Below are 18465 nucleotides of genomic sequence, written 5' to 3'. Positions count from 1 at the left end.
ATTGGGTGAACAACCACCATGTGCGGAATTGCAGGCTGGCTCTCCTACGGCCGTGACCTCGAGCGCGAGCGCCCCACCGTCGAGGCGATGACCGCCACCATGGCGCTGCGCGGCCCCGACGCGTACGGCGTCTGGACGGACCGCCACATCGCGCTCGGCCACCGGCGCCTGTCCATCATCGACCTGGAGGGCGGCAAGCAGCCCATGGTCGAGGAGACGCCCGCCGGCACCGTCGCCCTCACCTACAGCGGCGAGGCGTACAACTTCACCGAGCTGCGCGACGAACTGGCGCGCCGCGGCCACCGGTTCCGTACCACCAGCGACACCGAGGTCGTGCTCCACGCCTACCTGGAGTGGGGCGAGAAGGTCGCCGAGCACCTGAACGGCATGTACGCCTTCGCGGTCTGGGACGGCCGGACCGAGAAGCTGGTCCTCGTCCGCGACCGCCTCGGCATCAAGCCGTTCTACTACTACCCGACCGCCGACGGCGTGCTGTTCGGCTCCGAGCCCAAGGCGATCCTCGCCAACCCGCTGGCCGAGCGTGTCGTCGACGTCGCGGGCCTGCGCGAGCTGCTCACCTTCACCAAGGACCCGGGCCAGGCCGTCTGGGCCGGCATGTCCGAGGTCAAGCCGGGCACGATCGTGACCGTCGACCGCAACGGGCACCGGGAGCACACCTACTGGCGCCTCGAGGCCAACCGCCACACCGACGACACGGACAAGACCGTCGCCCGCGTCGGCGAGCTGCTCGAGGACGCCGTCGCCCGCCAGCTGGTGGCCGACGTCCCGCGCTGCGTCCTGCTCTCCGGCGGCCTGGACTCCAGCAGCATCACCGCCCTCGCGGCCGGGCACCTGAGCGCCAAGGGCGAGCGACTGCGCAGCTTCGCCGTGGACTTCACCAGCCACGACGAGAGCTTCACCCCCGACCAGCTGCGCGTCGCCCGGGACACCCCCTTCGCCCACGACGTGGCCGGACACGTGAACTCCGACCACACCGACATCCTCATCGACCACCGCCAGCTCGCCGACCCGGAGCTGCGCCGCGCCGTCGTCGCCGCCCGCGACCTGCCGGCCGGCATGGGCGACATCGACATGTCCCTGCTGCTCCTCTTCCGCGCTGTGCGCGAGCGCTCCACGGTCGCCCTCTCGGGCGAGTCCGCGGACGAACTGTTCGGCGGCTACCGCTGGTTCCACGACCCGGCGGCCCAGCAGGCGGACTTCTTCCCCTGGCTGATCAACCTCGGCGAGAACGGCGACTACAGCCCCCTCGGCGTCGTCCGCCCCGAGGTCCTCGGCGCCCTCGACCTGGGCGGCCACCTGCACGAGAGCTTCGCGCGGGTCAGCGCGGAGGTCGGCACCGTCGAGGGCGAGAGCGACTTCGAGTACCGGATGCGCCGCAGCTCGTACGTCCACCTCACCCGCTTCGTCCGCACCATGCTCGACCGCAAGGACCGCATGAGCATGGCGGCCGGCCTGGAGGTCCGGGTGCCGTTCTGCGACCACCGCCTGGTCGAGTACGTCTACAACACCCCCTGGTCGATGAAGACGTTCGACGGCCGCGAGAAGAGCCTGCTGCGCGCCGCCACCCGCGACCGCCTGCCCCGGTCGGTGGTCGAGCGGGCGAAGAACTTCTACCCCTCCACCCAGGACCCGGACTACGTCAAGGCCCTCCAGACCCAGGCCCGCGACCTGCTCTCCGACTCCGACCACCCGGCCTTCCAGCTCGTCAACGAGGGCTGGCTGCGCCAGGTTCTGGCGATCGACGCCACGGAGATGCCGCTGGGCGCCCGCAACGGCATCGAGCGCGCGCTGGACGTGGCGGTCTGGTTCGACCTGTACAACCCGGAACTGCGCCTCGCCTGACAGGGCATGGGGCGCGCCGATCCGATGGCGCGCCCCTCCTTCCCCTCGCCCGACACAACCGGACCCGCCCATTCCGCCCGACGATAGGATCAGGCGCGTGACCAAGCTCGACAAAACCAAGCTCCGCATCGGCGACGACGAGCGCGAGGAAGCCCTCGATGCTTTGACCACGCACAGCCGCCAGGGCCGGCTGACCATCGACGAATACGGCGAGCGCGCCGAGGCCCTCAACGAGGCCCGCACCCAGGCCGACATCCTGGCCCTCTTCAAGGACCTCCCCGAACCCCGCCCCACCCTCGCCGCCACCACCCCGGCCACCCCCCTCCCCCCGGCCCCCGCCCAGCCGACCACCCCGGAGCCCCACCGAGGCCCCTTGGGCCTCCCGACCCGCACTGACCGCCGCCCCCGCCCCACCGACCGCTTCGCCGGCACCCTCCTCGGCGTACCCGTCGGCGCCGCCGCGGCCGCAGGCGTCAGCTTCGCCACGGGCAACTGGCTCTTCATGTTCCTCGCCCCACCCATCGCTTTCGCGGCCGACCGGCTGTCACGGCGGGGGCGGAGGGGCTGAGGGGGCGGGTGTGCAATGGGGTCCCTGGACTCCCCGTGCGGGAGGTGTCGGTCGCCACGCACGGGGAGGCCTCGGATGGTCGGCCGTCGGGAGATCAGCCGGCCGCCCGGTGGCGCGGAAACGGTTCTCTCGTCTCGCTACCTCGTGTAACGCGATGGCTCCCGCCGGGGTGGCCCGCAGGGCGGCGAGCCTGACGTGGTGGCAGGGGCTGGTGAGGCGTCGCGGAGTCGGCGCAGGGACAGTAGGAGGCGGGTGAACGGCCGGGCGGTGCGGCGCGGCGGTCGCCCTGACTCCGGCGCGGCGAGGGCGAGGGATGGTCCGAGGGACGGTTCAAGGGGTGGTTCAGCGTCGGGGAACCGTGCTTCCGTGGCGGGCTCCGGCCGTTCGCGCCAAGCGGTGAACGGATCGCGGGACGGACGCGGAGAGCCGGAATCGCTCCGCGCGTCCGCGTCCGTGCCCACGTCGGCGCGGGAAGCGGAACGGGAACCCCCCACCCGCCCCGCGTCTCCGGAACTGCCGGACGCGGAAGGGGAGTCGGCGGAAAGTGGTCGGAACTGATCGCGGTACGCCTGGGCGCGCAAATAAGCGCTCACGGCCCGCGCGGGGTCGAGCGGCATGACGTCTCTGCTCTCTTGCTCTCTTGCCGGTGGTCGAGGGACGCGACGGCGCCGCCGCACGGCGGGGCGGCGCGGGTCACCTCAGCAGCGCAGGACGGCGTTCCGCGCGAGTCGTGCCGGGAGAGAGGAAGCGGAGTCGAGCGGGGCGGCGGGACGGTCCGGGACGACGAAGGACTGTGGGGCGAGGGCGTCCAGCCCGGTGCGCTGCCGACGCTGTACGCCGGCCTGCGTGTCCTCCGGGGTGACGGCGTCCACCGTACGGTCGTCGGAGGCGCTGAACTCCGTTGAGGCGGACCGCTCTTCCCGCCCCCGATCGCCCACCGCGAGGGCGGGATCGCCGCCGGACAGCACCAGCAGCAGGGAGACCAGCACGGCGGTCACGGCCTGTAGAATAGGCCGTGTGCGCGCGGGACCCCACCGAGACATGCACGCATAGTAATCGCTCAACTACTCTATGCGCAGTCCCTCCATCGGGTGAGGGATGCCCCTCACCTCGTCAGGTGTGCTCCATCACCATGACGATGGTCGTGCCCGCCTCCAGGGCCTGGCAGATGTGCGGAACGTCGCCCGGGTAGCTGATGTAGTCGCCGGGTCCGAGCTCCAGCGGCTCGTCGCTGAGACCGATCAGTGCCCTCCCCGACGCGACCACGGCGTGCTCCGTCGTCCCTGGGGAGTGGGGATCCGACGCCTTCGGGGCGCCCGGTTCCACCTGGAGTATGTAGAGGTCGCGGCGGGCGTGGGGCGGGCAGGAGGCGAGGAGGGTCGCGGTGTAGTCCGCGTGCTCCGACGGTACGGCGGCGCCCTCGCCGAGGCGGAGCACGGTGACCCGGGGTCGGGGCGGATCCACGAGCCTGCTGAACGGGACGTCCAAGGCCACGCTGAGCGCCCACAGCGTCTCCACGCTCGGGTTGCCCGTGCCCGACTCCAGTTGGGACAGCGTGGACTTGGCGATCCCGGCGCGCTTGGCCAGCTCCGACAGCGACAGGCCGATGTGCTCGCGTTCCGTCCGGAGCGAGGCGGCGATGCGGGCCAGCGGTGGGCGGGGCGGCCGCCCCGGCCGGCCGTCCGAGGCGTGTTCGCTATAGCGGTCCACTTGTTCTCCTTGACGAACGACTCCTGCGGCGTTCATTCTATCGACCATGCGTTCGCTCTGGAGAACACTCGATCGCTCCGTGGTGCGGAACATCGGGGCGGTCGGCGTGGCGATGGGCGTGGTCGGCGCTTCCTTCGGTGCCATCGCCGTCTCCGCCGGACAGCCCGCCTGGGTGCCGCTGGTCATGTCCCTGACGGTGTTCGCGGGCGGGGCACAGTTCGCCACGCTCGACATCGTGCTGGGCGGCGGCGGGGCCGTCGCCGCCGTGGCCGCCGGGCTCCTGCTCAACGCGCGTCTGCTCGTGTACGGCCTGACGATCTCCGACGTCCTGGCGCTGCGCCGGCCGGCCCGCCTGCTCGGCAGCCACCTTCTGGTCGACCAGGCGGTCGCCTTCGCCCGCGCCGAACGCGACCCCGCGCGGCGCCGGGCGGCCTACTTCCTCTGCGGCGGCGTCCTGTTCGTCACCTGGAACGCGGGCACCCTCCTCGGCGCCCTGGCCGGCCGGGCGGTGGGCGACGCGCGCGCCCTGGGGCTCGACGCCGCCGAACCCATGGTCCTGCTGGCCCTGGTACTTCCGGCGCTGCGTGAAACCGGTCCGCGGCGGGCCGCGTCGGCGGGAGTCGCCGTGGCGCTGGCCGCATCGCCCTTCCTGCCGAACGGGGTGCCGGTGTTGCTGGCTCTCCTTGGACTGCCGGCGGCGTTGTGGAAGGTGCCGGCGTCGGGGCGGAGGGCGAATCCTGCGCGGAGTACGAAACCCGTGGGGGACGCGAAACCCGTGCGGGACGCGGCGCCTGCGCGGCGTCCGGCGCCCGTCCGGGAGACGGGAGTCGCCCGGGGCCCGGAGCCTGGGACGAACGCCGAGCCGAAGGACCGAAGAACTCCGGAGGCCCCGGAGGCCCCGGAGGCCCCGAAGCCTCCGAACGCCCTCAACGCCCTCAACGCCCCGGCGGCCCCGATAGCCCCACGGACTCCGAACGCCCCGAAGCCTCCCGACCCGTCAGCAGGCGACCTCCCATGACAACCCTCTGGACCATCCTGGCCCTCGCCCTCGGCACCTACCTCCTCCGCCTCTCTGGCCCCCTCCTACACAACCGGTTCGAACCGTCCGGGCGCGTCCGCGTGGCGCTGTCGGCCTCCGCGACCGTCCTGCTCTGCGCCATGGCGGCTGTGTCGGCGCTGACGGCCGGTCATGGCTTCGCGGGCTGGGCGCGCCCCGCCGGCGTCCTCGTCGGCGCCGTGCTGGCGCTCCGGAAGGTTTCCTTCCTGATCGTCGTGGTGGCGGCAGCGGCCACGACCGCGTCACTCCGGTTGCTGGGGGTGAGTTGAGGGGCGTCGGACGTCCGCCGGGGCCCACGGGACGGGGCTCGGAGCCGCCTGATGAGGCGCCACGCGTGTCATTGGGCCGAATGGAGGCGCCCTTTTCCCTAGAATCGCCGGATGTACATAACCAGCGCGTTCCCCGGAGGGGTGATCCGGTGAACAGGTCAGAGGCCACCGACGAGCAGTGGGAGGGGCTGGCCGAGGTCGTGCCCTTGCGCGGTCATCACACCTGGCCGTCCTGGTCCAACCACCGGTCGCTCCCCGAGGAGGAGCCGGAGACGGAACCGAACCAGCGGAGGCTCGTGGTCCTCCGGGTGCAGATCTTCGCGGACGCCCGCGAGGTGGCGGAGCATTTGATCAACGGCACACCCGTGCTCCTCGATCTCACCAGCGCGGACACCGACGTCGCCAAGCGCATCCTCGACTTCTCCAGCGGTGTCGTGTTCGGGCTCGGCAGCGGCATGCACCGCGTCGACACCAATGTCTTCCTGTTGGCGCCCGAAGGCACGGAAGTCGCTTCGACGTACTCCGATCGTAGGAAGAACGACAGGCTGAAACGGTTTGGCTGATCCACCGGGTCATACGGTCCGGGCATGTCCGTCGCATCCCACGGCCCGGTCGCGAAGACGCGTGACGCGCGCGGCGCCGGGCCCGCCGCCGCGCAGCCGCCCCGGCGCCCCGCCGTCACCGAACTGCGGCTCTCCGCCTTCAAGTCGCACCGCAACGCCGGCTTCGCGCTGGCCCCGCTGACCCTCTTCCGGGGCGCCAGCGGCAGCGGGAAGTCCAGCGTGCTCCAGGCGTACGAGGTGCTGGCCCGGCTCGCGGGAGGTGACGGGCTGGCCGAGGCCCTCGCGCCGGTGGCGGGCGGGGCCCCGGCCTGCGTCCCGCACCGGGCCCGTCCGGACGCACAGGGGAGGCGGGGGTTCCGGATCGGCTGCACGGTCGACGGACCCGTCGGTCCGGTCCGTTTGGACCTGGCCGTGCAGGCGGAGCCGGAGGTCCGGGTGGTCGGCGAGCGCCTGACGGGCGGCGGGCGGACGCTGTTGACCACAGCACTGCGCGACCCCGGGCTGCCGACGGTGGAGGCGGCGTGGCACACGGCCGGCGCGGTCCCGGTCACCCGGGCACCCCTGCCGGACGACCGGCTGGGTACCGCGCTCCTGCCGCTGCGGGTGGCGGGCAAGACGGCGGGGCAGCGGCTGGTGCTCGACGCCGCGGAGCAGGTCGTCGTCGCCCTGCGCTCCGTTTTCCCCTGTGACCCCCGGCCCGAGTTGATGCGGACGCCCGTCGCCGCGCGGGACGGCCGGCTGCGGAGCGCCTGTGACAACGTTGCCGCCGTGCTGGGCCGTACCGCGAGCGAGTGCTCGATCCGGCACGCGGCCCTGGTGAAGGCGGCGGACGCGGGCTGCCGGGGTCGGGTCGAGGGGGTGGAGGCGCGGAGGCTGGACGGCGGCTTCGTCCGGGCCGTCCTGGCGCGGGGCGCGGAAGCCGAGACCGCGCTGGAACGGCTCGGGGACGGCGAACTGCGTTATCTGGCCCTGTGCTTGGTGTTACTGACGGGGCCTGATGTGCTCGCGGTGGAGCCCGCCGCCGAGGTGCTGTCCGCGCTGCAGACGCTCACCGTGCTGGCGGACGGTTTGGACCGATGCCTCGATCCTTGCCAGTCGCGAGAGTTGGTGGAACTGGCGGCGCGGATGTGCGAGCGGGGGCATATCAGGCTCGTGGGCACGGTGGGGCGGGAGATGGCAGAGGTGGCGTCGGGGCTGCCGGGGGTCTCGATGGTAGACCTGGAGGCATGACCGAGCACCACGCGTCCGCTCAGAACCTCGACGCCCTGCGGCGCCGGCTGGCGGACTTCGCCGCCGCGCGCCACTGGCAGCCCTTCCACACCCCCAAGAACCTCGCGGCGGCGCTCAGCGTCGAGGCGTCCGAACTCCTGGAGATCTTCCAGTGGCTGACGCCCGAGGAATCCGCGCGGGTGATGGCGGATGCGGGCACGGCGGAGCGGGTGAAGGACGAGGTCGCGGACGTGCTCGCCTATCTCCTGCAGTTCTGCGACGTGTTGGGGGTCGACGTCCTGGCCGCGCTCTCCGCCAAGATCGAAAGGAACGAGCGGCGGTTTCCGGTAGTTGGGGGGCGATCGAACATCCGTCAGGGTTCGCCGGATCGTCACTCTCCGGAGTGATTGAGTTGTCCACAGCGGATTTGGTATCCACAGATTTCTGAATTCCCCTGGCTTTTCCGGCGGTTAGTCATCACTCTGGGTAGTGAGAGCGCACAGGCGGAAACTGGGGGACCGGCAATGGACGCACTGCGGTTGATCGAGGCCACCCGGCTCGCCCTGGCCGAAGCCAGGACGATGCAGGACATCGTCGCCGAGGCATGGCAGACCCAAGCCTTGGCCCAGGCTGTGGGTGGTCATCTGGCCGCGCACGGTCCCTTCGAGGCGCGGGCCGCGGCGTGCGGGCTGAGCGAGGCCGGCGGCCGGGCCTCCGGGGCGCTGCGGCAGGTCGCCCTGCGCTCCGGAGGCTTACGGGCGGCGCGGCTCTCGGCCGTCCGCGATCCCTGGGGGGTGCTGACGGGCCTCGCCGCGCTCCTCGGTGACGTGGGTATCGCCCTGGTCGGTGTGGCCTGTGCCTGCGAGGAGGACGGCCTCTACTGGCAGTGCATCGAGGCCATAGACGCGGCCGACGAGACCGGGGACCGGGTGGGCGGGCTGCTGAGACGGCTCGCCCTGCGGGAGAGAGGGGGCGCCGCATGAGGTACGGCGGGGGAATCCGGCCGGGACGCGGCCGGAGGTACGGAGCGGGGTACGGGGGATCAGCCGTCGGCGGTGTCCTCGCGTGCGGGCGCGGGCCGCTCGGCCGAGGACTGCAGGTCGGCGTCGAGTCGCGACAGATCGGCGTTCAGCGCGGCCATCAGCTCCTCCATCTGTTGCAGCAGGCCCTTGGGTGGGTCCTGGCGTGGGGGAGCGGCCTGTTGGGGCACTGCCTCGGCGGGCACGGCTTCCTGGTGCATACGGCCTCCTCGGCCCTGGGCTCCTCCAGGCTGGGGGAGCGGTGTGACGGTCGTCGCCTCCGGCGGGGAAAACCGGTGCGCGGGCCGGGCGGTCCGGCTCCGCCGAAGCCAACGATCACCGTGCGGGCCGGACACTGGCCGGTGCCCGGACGGCAGGTGAGAGCGGGGGAGATTCACCCGACAGGGGTCGGTGCGGCGGCGCGGGGGCGGTGCGTTGACCTGTGTTCGAAGGTGCAGGATGGACCGTATGGACCTGCGCATCTTCACCGAGCCCCAGCAGGGGGCGGACTACGACACCCTCCTCACGGTCGCCAAGGCCACCGAGGACCTCGGCTTCGACGCCTTCTTCCGCTCCGACCACTATCTGGCCATGGGCTCCTCCGACGGGCTGCCCGGCCCGACCGACGCCTGGATCACTCTGGCCGGGCTGGCCCGGGAGACCCGGCGGATCCGGCTCGGGACGCTGATGACCGCGGGTACCTTCCGGCTGCCGGGCGTGCTGGCCATCCAGGTGGCGCAGGTCGACCGGATGTCGGGCGGCCGCGTCGAGCTGGGGCTGGGCGCGGGCTGGTACGAGGCGGAGCACACGGCGTACGGCATCCCCTTCCCCAAGGAGAAGTTCGGGCGCCTGGAGGAACAGCTGGCGATCGTCACGGGACTGTGGGAAACGGAGGTGGGCGCGACGTTCGACTTCGACGGTGAGTACTACCGGCTGGCCGATTCGCCGGCCCTGCCCAAGCCCGCCCAGCCCAAGGTGCCGGTGCTGATCGGTGGCCTGGGGGCGTCCCGGACGCCGCGGCTCGCCGCCCGCTACGCCGACGAGTTCAACGTCCCCTTCGCGTCCGTGGCGGACAGCGAGCGGCAGTTCGGACGGGTGCGGGCGGCCGCGGAGGAGGCGGGGCGCAAGCCCGACGACCTGGTGTACTCCAACGCCCTGGTCGTGTGCGTGGGCAAGGACGACGCCGAGGCGGCGCGGCGGGCGGCGGCCATCGGACGGGAGGTCGACGAGCTCAAGGCCAACGGCCTGGCGGGTTCCCCGGCCGAGGTGGTCGACAAGATCGGCCGGTACGCGGAGATCGGGGCGTCCCGGGTCTACCTCCAGATCCTGGACCTGGACGACCTCGACCACCTCGAACTGATCTCCGCCGAGGTCCAGGCGCAACTGGGCTGAGAGCGGAAGGAAGGAGCGCGGGCGAAGCACCGGAAGCGCCCGGAGCACCGGAGAGCCGGGCGCGCCGGAAGGGTCCGGAGCGCCGGAGACGCTGGTGCATCGGACGAGCCGGAGGACCGGACGCGCCGGAGCGCCGGAAGAGCCCGGAGAACGAGGACCGTACGCGATGACCCCACCCCGCACACCGTTCGCCGCCGCGCTCGCGCGCGGGCCGCTCGTCCTCGACGGCGGGCTGTCCAACCAACTGGAGGCGCAGGGCTGCGACCTGTCCGACGCGCTCTGGTCGGCCCGGCTGCTGATGGACGGGCCGGAGCAGATCGAGCGGGCGCACGCGGCGTATGTACGGGCGGGCGCGCGGGTGCTCATCACCGCCGGCTACCAGGCCACCTTCGAAGGGTTCGCCCGGCGGGGTGTCGGCCGGGAGGAGGCCGCCGGGCTGCTGCGGCGCGGCGTCGCACTGGCGCGGCGGGCGGCGGCCGAGGGGGAGCGGGAGGTGTGGGTCGCCGCGTCCGTCGGCCCGTACGGGGCGATGCTCGCGGACGGCAGTGAGTACCGGGGGCGGTACGGGCTGGGGGTGGCGGAGTTGGAGCGCTTCCACCGGCCGCGGATCGAGGTGCTGGCCGCGGCCGGGCCGGACGTCCTGGCGCTGGAGACGGTGCCGGACGCCGACGAAGGGCGGGCGCTGCTGCGGGCCGTACGCGGGTGCGGGGTGCCGGTCTGGCTGTCGTACAGCTGCGACGGCGGGCGGACCCGGGCCGGGCAGCCGCTGGCGGAGGCGTTCGCGCTCGCCGCGGGGAACGACCAGGTCGTCGCCGTGGGCGTCAACTGCTGTGAACCGGGCGAGGTGGAGGAGGCCGTGCGGGTCGCGGCGCGAGTGACCGGGAAGCCGGTCGTGGTGTATCCGAACAGTGGGGAGGGGTGGGATGACGAGGCACGGCGGTGGCGGGGGCGGCCCGCCTTCGACGCCGGGCGGGTGGACGCCTGGGTGGCCGCGGGGGCGCGGCTCGTCGGTGGCTGCTGCCGTGTCGGACCGGAGCGGATCGCGGAGCTGGCCGCCCGGATGGAAGGGCGGGACTGAGGGGCCGCCGGCGGGAGGCGGTCGGAAAACGGGTGGGGAAGAAGGCCGGCCTGCGGCGATACTCGGACGCGTGTTCCTCACCCTGACTACCACCGGCCATGACGACGTTCCCGCGACCGACCTGGGCTTCCTGCTGCACAAGCATCCCGGGCGGGCGCAGCGGTTCTCGACCTCCCATGGCACCGCGCACGTCTTCTACCCGGAGGCGACGGCGGAGCGCTGCACGGTGGCGCTGCTGCTGGAGGTGGACCCCGTGGCGCTCGTCCGGCGGGGCGGCGGAAAGGGACGCGGGGGTGCGCCCGACGCGGCGCTGGCACAGTATGTCAACGACCGCCCCTACGCCGCGTCCTCCCTGCTGGCCGTGGCCCTGGGCGGTGTCTTCTCCAGCGCGATGAAGGGGAAGTGCGCCGCGCGGCCCGAACTCGTCGACCGACGCCTGCCGTTGCGGATCGAGCTGCCCGTGGTGCCCGCGCGTGGCGGGGCCGGGCTGGTGGAGCGCCTCTTCGTGCCGCTCGGCTGGACGGTGACGGCGCGGCCGCTGCCGCTGGACGAGCGGTTCCCGGAGTGGGGGGACTCCCGCTACGTCGCGCTGGTGCTGGAGGGCGAGCAGTCGCTCGCCGACGCGCTGCGGCAGCTCTACGTGCTGCTGCCGGTGCTGGACGACGCCAAGCACTACTGGGTCGCCCCGGACGAGGTGGACAAGCTCCTCCGTTCCGGCGAGGGGTGGCTGGCCGGTCATCCCGAGCGGCGGCTGATCGCCGACCGTTTCCTCGCCCGCCGCCGGTCCCTGGCCCGGGACGCCCTCGAACGGCTCGCCCTGGCACGGCTCGCCGAGGCCGAGGGCGCGGAGCCCGAGGAGCTCGACAACGCCGTGGACGAGACGGTGGACACCGAGGAGAAGCCGGTGCCGCTGGCCGTCCGGCGGCGCGAGGCCATCGTCGGCGCCCTGCGCACCGCCGGGGCCGCCCGGGTGCTCGACCTGGGGTGCGGGCAGGGGCAGTTGGTGGGGGAGCTGCTCAAGGACCCCCGGTTCACCGAGGTCGTGGGCGTCGACGTGTCGGTGCGCGCGCTGCGGGAGGCGTCGCGAAGGCTGCGCCTGGACCGGATGCACGAGCGGCAGGCCGCGCGGGTGCGCCTCTTCCAGGGTTCGCTCGCCTACACCGACCGGCGCCTGGCCGGTTACGACGCCGCCGTCCTCAGCGAGGTCGTCGAGCACGTCGACCTGGTGCGGCTGCCGGCGCTGGAGCACGCGGTGTTCGGGTCCGCGCGCCCTGGGACCGTCGTCGTCACCACCCCGAACGTGGAGTACAACGTCCGCTGGGAGTCCCTGCCCGCCGGGCACGTCCGGCACGCGGACCACCGCTTCGAGTGGACGCGCGAGGAGTTCCGCGGCTGGGCCGGCGCGGTGGCCGAACGGTACGGCTACCGGGCGGAGTTCCACTCCGTAGGCCCCGACGACCCCGAGGTCGGCCCCCCGACCCAGATGGCGGTCTTCCGGCGCGACACGACCCACGACGCGAGCCCCGACACGACCCCGAAGGAGGCGAAGGCCGCATGAGCACCACCGTCACCCCGCACAGCGCACCGGACGCGGGGGTGCGCACCCTCGCCGTGCCGGACCTCTCCCTCGTGGTCCTCGTCGGTGCCACCGGCTCCGGCAAGTCCACCTTCGCCGCCCGGCACTTCGCGCCCACCGAGACGCTCTCTTCCGACGTGTGCCGGGGGCTGGTCAGCGACGACACCAACGACCAGGCGGCGACCTCGGACGCTTTCGACGTCCTGCACTACATCGCGGGCAAACGGCTCGCCGCCGGGCGGCTGACCGTGGTGGACGCCACCAACGTCCAGCCGGAAGCGCGCAAGCACCTGGTCCGGCTCGCCCGTGAGCACGACGTGCTGCCCGTCGCGATCGTCCTCGACGTCCCCGAGGAGGTCTGCGCCGCCCGCAACGCCGCCCGTCCAGACCGGGCCGCGCTCCCGCGCCGCGTCATCCAGCGCCACCAGCGCGAGCTCCGCCGCTCCCTCCGCCACCTCGAGCGCGAGGGGTTCCGCAAGGTGCACGTCCTGCGTGGCACGGAGCAGGTCGAGGCCGCCGAGATCGTCCGCGAGCGCCGCTTCAACGACCTGCGACACCTCACCGGCCCCTTCGACATCATCGGCGACGTGCACGGCTGCCGCGCCGAGCTGGAGAGCCTGCTCGCCCGGCTCGGCTACCGCATCGAGCGCGACGACCGGGGCCGGCCGGTGGACGGCGTCCATCCGGCGGGGCGCACCGCCGTGTTCGTCGGCGACCTGGTCGACCGTGGCCCGGACAGCCCCGGCGTGCTGCGCCTGGCGATGGGCATGGTCGAGGCCGGGCACGCCCTGTGCGTCCCCGGCAACCACGAGAACAAGCTCGGCCGTCACCTGTCCGGACGCACCGTCCGGCACACCCACGGTCTGGCGGAGACGATCGAGCAACTGGAGCGGGAGGAACCGGAGTTCCGGGAGCGCGCCCACGCCTTCATCCGGTCGCTGGTCAGCCACTACGTGCTGGACGGCGGGGCGCTCGTGGTCTGCCACGCCGGTCTGCCCGAGAAGTACCACGGCCGCACCTCCGGCCGGGTCCGCTCGCACGCGCTGTACGGCGACACGACGGGGGAGACCGACGAGTTCGGCCTGCCCGTGCGCTACCCGTGGGCCGAGGACTACCGCGGCCGGGCTGCCGTCGTCTACGGCCACACCCCCACCCCCAGTGCCACGTGGCTCAACAACACCATCTGCCTCGACACCGGCGCCGTCTTCGGCGGCAAGCTGACCGCGCTGCGCTGGCCCGAGCGGGAGCTGGTGGACGTGCCCGCCGAACGGGTCTGGTACGAGCCGGCCAGGCCGCTGGCCCAGGACGCGCCGGGCGGAACCGACGGCCGGCCCCTCGACCTCGCCGACGTCACCGGCCGCCGCGTGGTCGAGACCCGGCACATGGGCCGGCTCGCCGTGAAGGAGGAGAACGCCGCCGCCGCACTGGAGGTGATGAGCCGCTTCGCCGCGGACCCGCGTCACCTGCTCTACCTGCCGCCGACGATGGCGCCCTGCGCCACCTCCCGCGAGGACGGCTATCTGGAGCACCCGGCCGAGGCGTTCGCCGCCTACCGCGCGGAAGGGGTCCGGCAGGTCGTCTGCCAGGAGAAGCACATGGGGTCGCGGGCCGTGGTCCTGGTCTGCCGGGACGCGGCGACGGCCCACGAGCGGTTCCACACGCCGGAAGGCGTCCCGGGGGCGATCGTCACCCGCACCGGCCGGCCGTTCTTCGACGACCAGGAGACCGCGCGGCGGCTGCTGACCCGGGTGGCGCGGAGCGTCGACGGCGCCGGGCTGTGGCAAGAGCTGGGCACGGACTGGCTGCTGCTGGACGCCGAGCTGATGCCCTGGTCCCTGAAGGCGGGCGGGCTCCTCCGCAACCAGTACGCGGCCGTGGGCGCCGCCTCCCGCGCGGTCTTCCCCGCTGCGCTGGCCGCGCTGGAGGGCGCGGCGGCCCGCGGCGTGGACGTCGAGGGCCTGCTCGGGCACCAGCGCGAACGCGCGGCGGACGCGGCGGCGTTCACGGAGGCGTACGGACGGTACTGCTGGCCCGTCGGTGACACCACGCGCGGCTGGCCCGGCGAGCCGTCCCCCGACGAGCTGCCGCGGCCCGCCGGCACCCGGCGGACGGACGGGCTGGACGGCATACGGCTGGCGCCGTTCCAGATACTCGCCGCCGAGGGCAGGTCCCTCGCCCGGCTGCCGCACGACGAGCAACTGGGCCTGATCGACCGGATGATCGAGGCCGAGGAGACCGGCGCCGCGCTCAACAACCAGCCCTGCGGCTACCGCGGCCCGTGGGTCAACCGCGTCCTCGCCCCCACGCGTCGGCTCGTCGTCGACACGGAGAACGAGGCGTCCGTGGCCGCCGGCGTCCGGTGGTGGCTGGACCTCACGGCCGACGGCGGCGAGGGCATGGTGGTCAAGCCCCTCCAGGCGTACCTCCGCAAGGAGGACGGCGGTCTCGTCCAGCCGGGCGTCAAGTGCCGTGGCCGGGAGTACCTGCGGATCATCTACGGTCCCGAGTACACCCGCCCGGACAACCTCGCCCGCCTCCGCGGCCGCCACCTCGGCCACAAGCGGTCGCTGGCCCTCCGCGAGTACGCGCTGGGCCTGGAGGCCCTGGACCGGCTGGCCGACGGGGAGCCGCTGTGGCGGGTACACGAGGCGGTGTTCGCAGTGCTGGCCCTGGAGTCGGAGCCGGTCGACCCGCGGCTGTGAGGCGACGGGGGTGCGGAGGGCGGCCGTACGGGCCGGCAGCGTCGCCGGCCGTGCCGGACGGTCGCCCCGGCGGACGGTCGGCGACACGGATCCGCTCGTCTCGCCGCCGCGCTCACGACGGGGTGTACCGAGGTCGACGCGCCGCCGACCGCCGACCGCCGACCGCCGACCGCCGACCGCCGGAACGTCCGGATGCGTGTGGTGTGGTGGGAGGGCAGGGCGGGAGGGCCCCAACCCCGCCCCTTCACCGTTTCCTGGGGCCGCGCCTCTGACCCCGCCTTTTGCGGCTTCGCCGCTCGTCCTCAAACTCCCCCAGAGGGGGGACCCCCAACGGGCTGAAAACAGCCCGTCCGGACGTTCCGGGCTCCGGGCTTGCCCGTGCCTCCGAGGTGAGGGCCTACGCCGCCCGCCGGGCCCGGAACGTTCTCCGGTAGTCGTTCGGCGGGACGCCGACCGCCTTGGTGAAGCGGCGCCGGAGGTTGGCCGCCGTGCCCAGGCCGCAGAGTTCGGCCACGCGGTCCACGGACGCGTCGCTCGCCTCCAGCAACTCCCGGGCCCGGGCGATGCGCTGGGCCTGGAGCCACTGCATCGGCGTCGTTCCGGTCGCCGCGTGGAAGCGGCGGATGAGGGTGCGGGGGCTGGTGTGCGCCCGGCGGGCGAGGTCGGCGACGGTCAGGGGTTCGGCGAGCCGCTGCGCGGCCCAGTGGAGGAGGGGCGCCAGGGAGTCGTCGGTCCGCTCGGGCAGCGGCGCCTGGATGAACTGTGCCTGGCCGCCCGGCCGGTGGGCGGGCGCGACCAGCCGACGGGCCACCGCGTTCGCGGCCTCGACACCGAAGTCCTGGCGGACCAGGTGCAGGCAGACGTCGATGCTCGCGGTCGCGCCCGCGCCGGTGATGACGTCGCCGTGGTCGACGTAGAGCACGGACGGGTCCACCCGCACCGCCGGGTAGCGCTCGCCGAGCAGCCGCGCGTACCCCCAGTGCGTCGTCGCCGTCCGGCCGTCCAGCAGTCCCGTGGCCGCGAGCGTGAACGCGCCCGAGCACAGGGACACCACCCGCGCGCCCCGCCGGTGCGCCTCACGCAGGGCCTCCACCAACTCGCTTGGCGGGTCGCCGTACACGTCGGCGGAGGCCGGGACGAGGACGGTGTCCGCGGTGACGAGGTCGTCGATGCCGTGCGGGGTCCGCGCGCGGAACCACGAGCGGGCGCGCGCGTCGTCCTCCGCCGTACCGATGGCGCAGACACGCAGGTCGTACCAGCCGTCGGGAGCCGCTTGGCGGTCGCGCCCGGCCTCGCCCGCGCCGGAGCCGTCCACGCGGGAGCCGTCCGGGCCGCGCGAGTCCCCCGGCCGGCCGGAGCCGAGGCCGGAGCCGAGGCCGGAGCCGACCAGGCCGGCGGCATCGCCCGTCCCCCCGCCGAGGGCCCGGCGAGCACCGGCACCCGTTCCGGCGTCGGGACCTGCGATGACGGCACCCCCCGGCCCACCGGGAGCCCGGCCCGGTTCACCGTCACCGCCTGCCGAGAGGGTCCGGCCCGGCCCACAACCGTCACCTGCCGCGAGGGTCCGGTCCGGCCGGCGATCCCTGCCTGACCTGGAGTCACCCATCGGCTCGAAGGCTCCGTCCGCCCCGGGCCCGCCCCCCGTTCCGAAGGGCCCGCCCGACGCGGACCGGCCACCCGCACCGAACCCGCCACCCGACCCGGACACTTCACCCGGCCCGAATCCTCCGCCCCACCCCAGGGCGCCGCCGCTCCCGAAGATGTCGGTCCCGAACACATGGCAGGGGATGGCCAATTCGAAGAACGGCATGCCGTCAGTGGCTGCCACGGCGATCGAGGGCATGGCAGTAATGTACCGGGCATTGTCATTGCTGCCACTCGTGGCGGTGCGCCGTCCTCCCGATGCTGGGTGCATGAAGTCCCTGCCGGAGCACGTGAAACCGCTCAACCCTCCGTCCGAAGCCCCCTCCGAAGCCCACCCCGAGCCCCGCACCGCCCGAGCCGACCCCCGCCGCTGGCTGGTCCTCGCCGTCGCGTCGGCCGCCCAGTTCCTCGCCGTCCTCGACGTCTCCGCGATCAACGTCGCCTTCCCGGTGATCGGCGAGGACTTCTCCTCGGCCTCGGCGGCCGGGCTCTCCTGGGTGCTCAACGCGTACACCATCGTCCTCGCGGCGCTGCTGATCCCGGCCGGGCGGCTGGCCGACGTCCTCGGCCGGCGGCGGTCGTTCCTCCTCGGCCTCACCGTGTTCGGGCTGGCCTCCGTCGGCTGCGGCCTCGCGCCCGGGCTCGGCTGGCTGATCGTCGCCCGGGTCGCGCAGGGCGTCGGCGCGGCCGTGCTCGTCCCCACCTCCCTCTCCCTCGCGCTGCCCGCGTTCCCCGCCGCCGAACGCGCCACGGCCGTCGGCGTCTGGACGGCCATCAGCGCCGTGGCGGCCAGCGCCGGCCCGGTGCTCGGCGGGCTGCTGGCGGCTTCCGACTGGCGGTGGGTCTTCCTCATCAACGTCCCGGTCGTACTGGCCGCCCTGGCGGCGGGCGTCCGCCTGCTGCCGCGTCCCGCCCCGGCCGCCCGGCGGAGCTGGGACCCGCCGGGGACGGCGCTGGTGTTCGTCGCGGTCGGCGCCCTGACGACCGCCGTCGTCGAGGCCGGCGACTGGGGCCGTACGTCGCCCGCCACGCTCGGTGTGCTCGCCGCCGGGATCGTGGCGACCGCGCTCGGCGTCCGGCACGTGCGGTGCGTCCCCGAGCCGGTCGTCGATCCGGCGCTGTTCCGCACCCGGGGCTTCACGGCCGCCACCGTCGGCCTGTTCAGCTATTTCCTCGCGTACTCGGCCATGCTGCTCGCCGCGTCCGTGCTCTGCTCCGACGTCTGGGGCTGGTCGGTGCAGCGTTCCGGACTCGCCCTCGCGCCCTGGCCGGGCACGGTGCTCGTGGTCTCCTCCCTGGCCGGCCGCATCGTCCGGGCGCTCGGGGAGCGGGGGGCCGCCGCCCTGGGCGCGGTCTGCTTCACGGCCGCCCCGCTGTGGTGGCTGACCGCCGTGGACGGCGACCCGCGCTACGCCTCCGCGGTCCTGCCCGGGCTCGTCCTCGCGGGCGTGGGCACGGCGCTCTGCCAGTCGGTGATGTTCGCGGCGGCCGGGCGGCTGCCGGAGCACCGGATATCCCTGGGCTCGGGTGTCCTCATGGTGTCCCGGCAGGGTGCCACGGCGCTCGGGGTGGCCGTGCTCGTCGCCCTGGGCGGCGGCGCCCACCGCCTCGGCCTGGGCACCCTCCGCGCGGGATGGGTGTTCGCGGCGGTGACGGCCGCGCTCGCCCTCGTCGCGTGCCTGACGTTCCCTCGTCGTGAGGCCCGTGTCTGACGTTCCCCCGTCGTGAGGTCGGTGCCTGACGTTCCCCCGCCGTGAGGTCCGCGCCTGACGTCCCCCCACCGTGAGCCCCCCACCGTGAGCCCTCCGCCGCCGC

At 73.8% G+C, this 18465-nt stretch carries 17 protein-coding genes; 13 read left to right on the top strand and 4 right to left on the bottom strand.

All coding sequences use genetic code 11. The features are described from left to right. The first annotated feature begins 18 nt into the window (after nt 1-18). Together asnB and ACH4PU_RS13725 are read left to right on the top strand one after the other, a co-directional pair. The gene (gene asnB / locus ACH4PU_RS13730) at nt 19-1863 is read left to right on the top strand and encodes an asparagine synthase (glutamine-hydrolyzing) (protein ID WP_398270814.1); all 1845 of its coding nucleotides are present in this window, start codon (nt 19-21) and stop codon (nt 1861-1863) included. Between the two features lie 97 nt (nt 1864-1960). Further along, nucleotides 1961-2431, top strand: a complete 471-nt coding sequence (locus ACH4PU_RS13725) for a DUF1707 domain-containing protein (RefSeq protein ID WP_398270811.1) — start codon at nt 1961-1963, stop codon at nt 2429-2431. A 698-nt stretch (nt 2432-3129) separates the two neighbouring features. Here ACH4PU_RS13725 and ACH4PU_RS13720 read toward each other — a convergent pair. Continuing rightward, on the bottom strand, nt 3130-3429 hold the full coding sequence (locus tag ACH4PU_RS13720) for a hypothetical protein (RefSeq protein ID WP_398270808.1): 300 nt from the start codon (nt 3427-3429) through the stop codon (nt 3130-3132). A gap of 115 nt (nt 3430-3544) precedes the next feature. Further along, nucleotides 3545-4141, bottom strand: a complete 597-nt coding sequence (locus ACH4PU_RS13715) for a helix-turn-helix domain-containing protein (RefSeq protein ID WP_398270805.1) — start codon at nt 4139-4141, stop codon at nt 3545-3547. A 46-nt stretch (nt 4142-4187) separates the two neighbouring features. Here ACH4PU_RS13715 and ACH4PU_RS13710 point away from each other — a divergent pair, with 46 nt between their 5' ends. The 6 genes from ACH4PU_RS13710 to ACH4PU_RS13685 all read left to right on the top strand — a co-directional run bounded on the left by ACH4PU_RS13710 (nt 4188) and on the right by ACH4PU_RS13685 (nt 8222). After that, the gene (locus ACH4PU_RS13710) at nt 4188-5159 is read left to right on the top strand and encodes an AzlC family ABC transporter permease (protein ID WP_398270802.1); all 972 of its coding nucleotides are present in this window, start codon (nt 4188-4190) and stop codon (nt 5157-5159) included. Continuing rightward, nucleotides 5156-5467 carry an AzlD domain-containing protein gene (locus ACH4PU_RS13705; protein WP_398270799.1) on the top strand — a complete coding sequence of 104 codons (312 nt, stop codon included), beginning with the start codon at nt 5156-5158 and terminating at the stop codon, nt 5465-5467. Before ACH4PU_RS13710 ends, ACH4PU_RS13705 begins: the two co-directional genes overlap by 4 nt. Before the next feature lie 149 nt (nt 5468-5616). Further along, a complete protein-coding gene (locus tag ACH4PU_RS13700; protein WP_004948117.1) occupies nt 5617-6030 on the top strand; it encodes a cell division protein SepF in 414 nt (137 codons plus the stop codon). 24 nt (nt 6031-6054) lie between these two features. Continuing rightward, nucleotides 6055-7260 carry an AAA family ATPase gene (locus tag ACH4PU_RS13695; protein ID WP_398270796.1) on the top strand — a complete coding sequence of 402 codons (1206 nt, stop codon included), beginning with the start codon at nt 6055-6057 and terminating at the stop codon, nt 7258-7260. Further along, a complete protein-coding gene (locus tag ACH4PU_RS13690; protein ID WP_398270793.1) occupies nt 7257-7646 on the top strand; it encodes a nucleotide pyrophosphohydrolase in 390 nt (129 codons plus the stop codon). Before ACH4PU_RS13695 ends, ACH4PU_RS13690 begins: the two co-directional genes overlap by 4 nt. Before the next feature lie 117 nt (nt 7647-7763). Beyond that, nucleotides 7764-8222, top strand: coding sequence for a DUF6099 family protein (locus tag ACH4PU_RS13685; RefSeq protein ID WP_004948109.1), 459 nt, complete (start codon nt 7764-7766; stop codon nt 8220-8222). A 59-nt stretch (nt 8223-8281) separates the two neighbouring features. Here ACH4PU_RS13685 and ACH4PU_RS13680 read toward each other — a convergent pair whose 3' ends face one another. After that, on the bottom strand, nt 8282-8479 hold the full coding sequence (locus ACH4PU_RS13680) for a hypothetical protein (protein WP_398270790.1): 198 nt from the start codon (nt 8477-8479) through the stop codon (nt 8282-8284). Between the two features lie 247 nt (nt 8480-8726). Here ACH4PU_RS13680 and ACH4PU_RS13675 point away from each other — a divergent pair, with 247 nt between their 5' ends. From ACH4PU_RS13675 to ACH4PU_RS13660, 4 genes are all read left to right on the top strand, one after another. Further along, nucleotides 8727-9650 (top strand): LLM class F420-dependent oxidoreductase, encoded by a 924-nt coding sequence (locus ACH4PU_RS13675; RefSeq protein ID WP_398270914.1) that lies wholly within the window; start codon nt 8727-8729, stop codon nt 9648-9650. A gap of 166 nt (nt 9651-9816) precedes the next feature. Further along, nucleotides 9817-10728 (top strand): homocysteine S-methyltransferase, encoded by a 912-nt coding sequence (gene mmuM, locus ACH4PU_RS13670; protein WP_398270787.1) that lies wholly within the window; start codon nt 9817-9819, stop codon nt 10726-10728. 70 nt (nt 10729-10798) lie between these two features. Continuing rightward, nucleotides 10799-12286: a 3' terminal RNA ribose 2'-O-methyltransferase Hen1 gene (locus ACH4PU_RS13665; RefSeq protein WP_398270784.1), complete on the top strand. Its 1488-nt coding sequence runs from the start codon at nt 10799-10801 to the stop codon at nt 12284-12286. Further along, nucleotides 12283-15006, top strand: a complete 2724-nt coding sequence (locus ACH4PU_RS13660) for a polynucleotide kinase-phosphatase (protein ID WP_398270781.1) — start codon at nt 12283-12285, stop codon at nt 15004-15006. The genes ACH4PU_RS13665 and ACH4PU_RS13660 overlap by 4 nt, the downstream gene beginning before the upstream one ends. A 397-nt stretch (nt 15007-15403) precedes the next feature. On the opposite strand, the gene ACH4PU_RS13655 is transcribed toward ACH4PU_RS13660, so the two are convergent. Then, nucleotides 15404-16321 carry a helix-turn-helix domain-containing protein gene (locus ACH4PU_RS13655; RefSeq protein ID WP_398270778.1) on the bottom strand — a complete coding sequence of 306 codons (918 nt, stop codon included), beginning with the start codon at nt 16319-16321 and terminating at the stop codon, nt 15404-15406. 598 nt (nt 16322-16919) lie between these two features. Between ACH4PU_RS13655 and ACH4PU_RS13650 the strand changes: the two genes are divergently transcribed. After that, nucleotides 16920-18362, top strand: a complete 1443-nt coding sequence (locus ACH4PU_RS13650) for an MFS transporter (protein ID WP_398270775.1) — start codon at nt 16920-16922, stop codon at nt 18360-18362. Nucleotides 18363-18465: the final 103 nt, after the last annotated feature.

This window comes from Streptomyces sp. NPDC021100, from assembly GCF_044333095.1.
Taxonomy (GTDB): domain Bacteria; phylum Actinomycetota; class Actinomycetes; order Streptomycetales; family Streptomycetaceae; genus Streptomyces.
The sequence above is the reverse complement of the archived record's forward strand: the minus strand, read 5'-3'. Positions and strand labels throughout refer to the sequence as shown.

What these genes read in the sequence shown, in the direction of transcription:
- mmuM (WP_398270787.1), top strand. Translation starts at nt 9,817, where the DNA reads ATGACCCCACCCCGCACACCGTTCGCCGCCGCGCTCGCGCGCGGGCCG.
- ACH4PU_RS13710 (WP_398270802.1), top strand. Translation starts at nt 4,188, where the DNA reads ATGCGTTCGCTCTGGAGAACACTCGATCGCTCCGTGGTGCGGAACATC.
- asnB (WP_398270814.1), top strand. Translation starts at nt 19, where the DNA reads ATGTGCGGAATTGCAGGCTGGCTCTCCTACGGCCGTGACCTCGAGCGC.
- ACH4PU_RS13680 (WP_398270790.1), bottom strand. Translation starts at nt 8,479, where the DNA reads ATGCACCAGGAAGCCGTGCCCGCCGAGGCAGTGCCCCAACAGGCCGCT.
- ACH4PU_RS13650 (WP_398270775.1), top strand. Translation starts at nt 16,920, where the DNA reads ATGAAGTCCCTGCCGGAGCACGTGAAACCGCTCAACCCTCCGTCCGAA.
- ACH4PU_RS13705 (WP_398270799.1), top strand. Translation starts at nt 5,156, where the DNA reads ATGACAACCCTCTGGACCATCCTGGCCCTCGCCCTCGGCACCTACCTC.
- ACH4PU_RS13685 (WP_004948109.1), top strand. Translation starts at nt 7,764, where the DNA reads ATGGACGCACTGCGGTTGATCGAGGCCACCCGGCTCGCCCTGGCCGAA.
- ACH4PU_RS13660 (WP_398270781.1), top strand. Translation starts at nt 12,283, where the DNA reads ATGAGCACCACCGTCACCCCGCACAGCGCACCGGACGCGGGGGTGCGC.
- ACH4PU_RS13695 (WP_398270796.1), top strand. Translation starts at nt 6,055, where the DNA reads ATGTCCGTCGCATCCCACGGCCCGGTCGCGAAGACGCGTGACGCGCGC.
- ACH4PU_RS13675 (WP_398270914.1), top strand. Translation starts at nt 8,727, where the DNA reads ATGGACCTGCGCATCTTCACCGAGCCCCAGCAGGGGGCGGACTACGAC.
- ACH4PU_RS13690 (WP_398270793.1), top strand. Translation starts at nt 7,257, where the DNA reads ATGACCGAGCACCACGCGTCCGCTCAGAACCTCGACGCCCTGCGGCGC.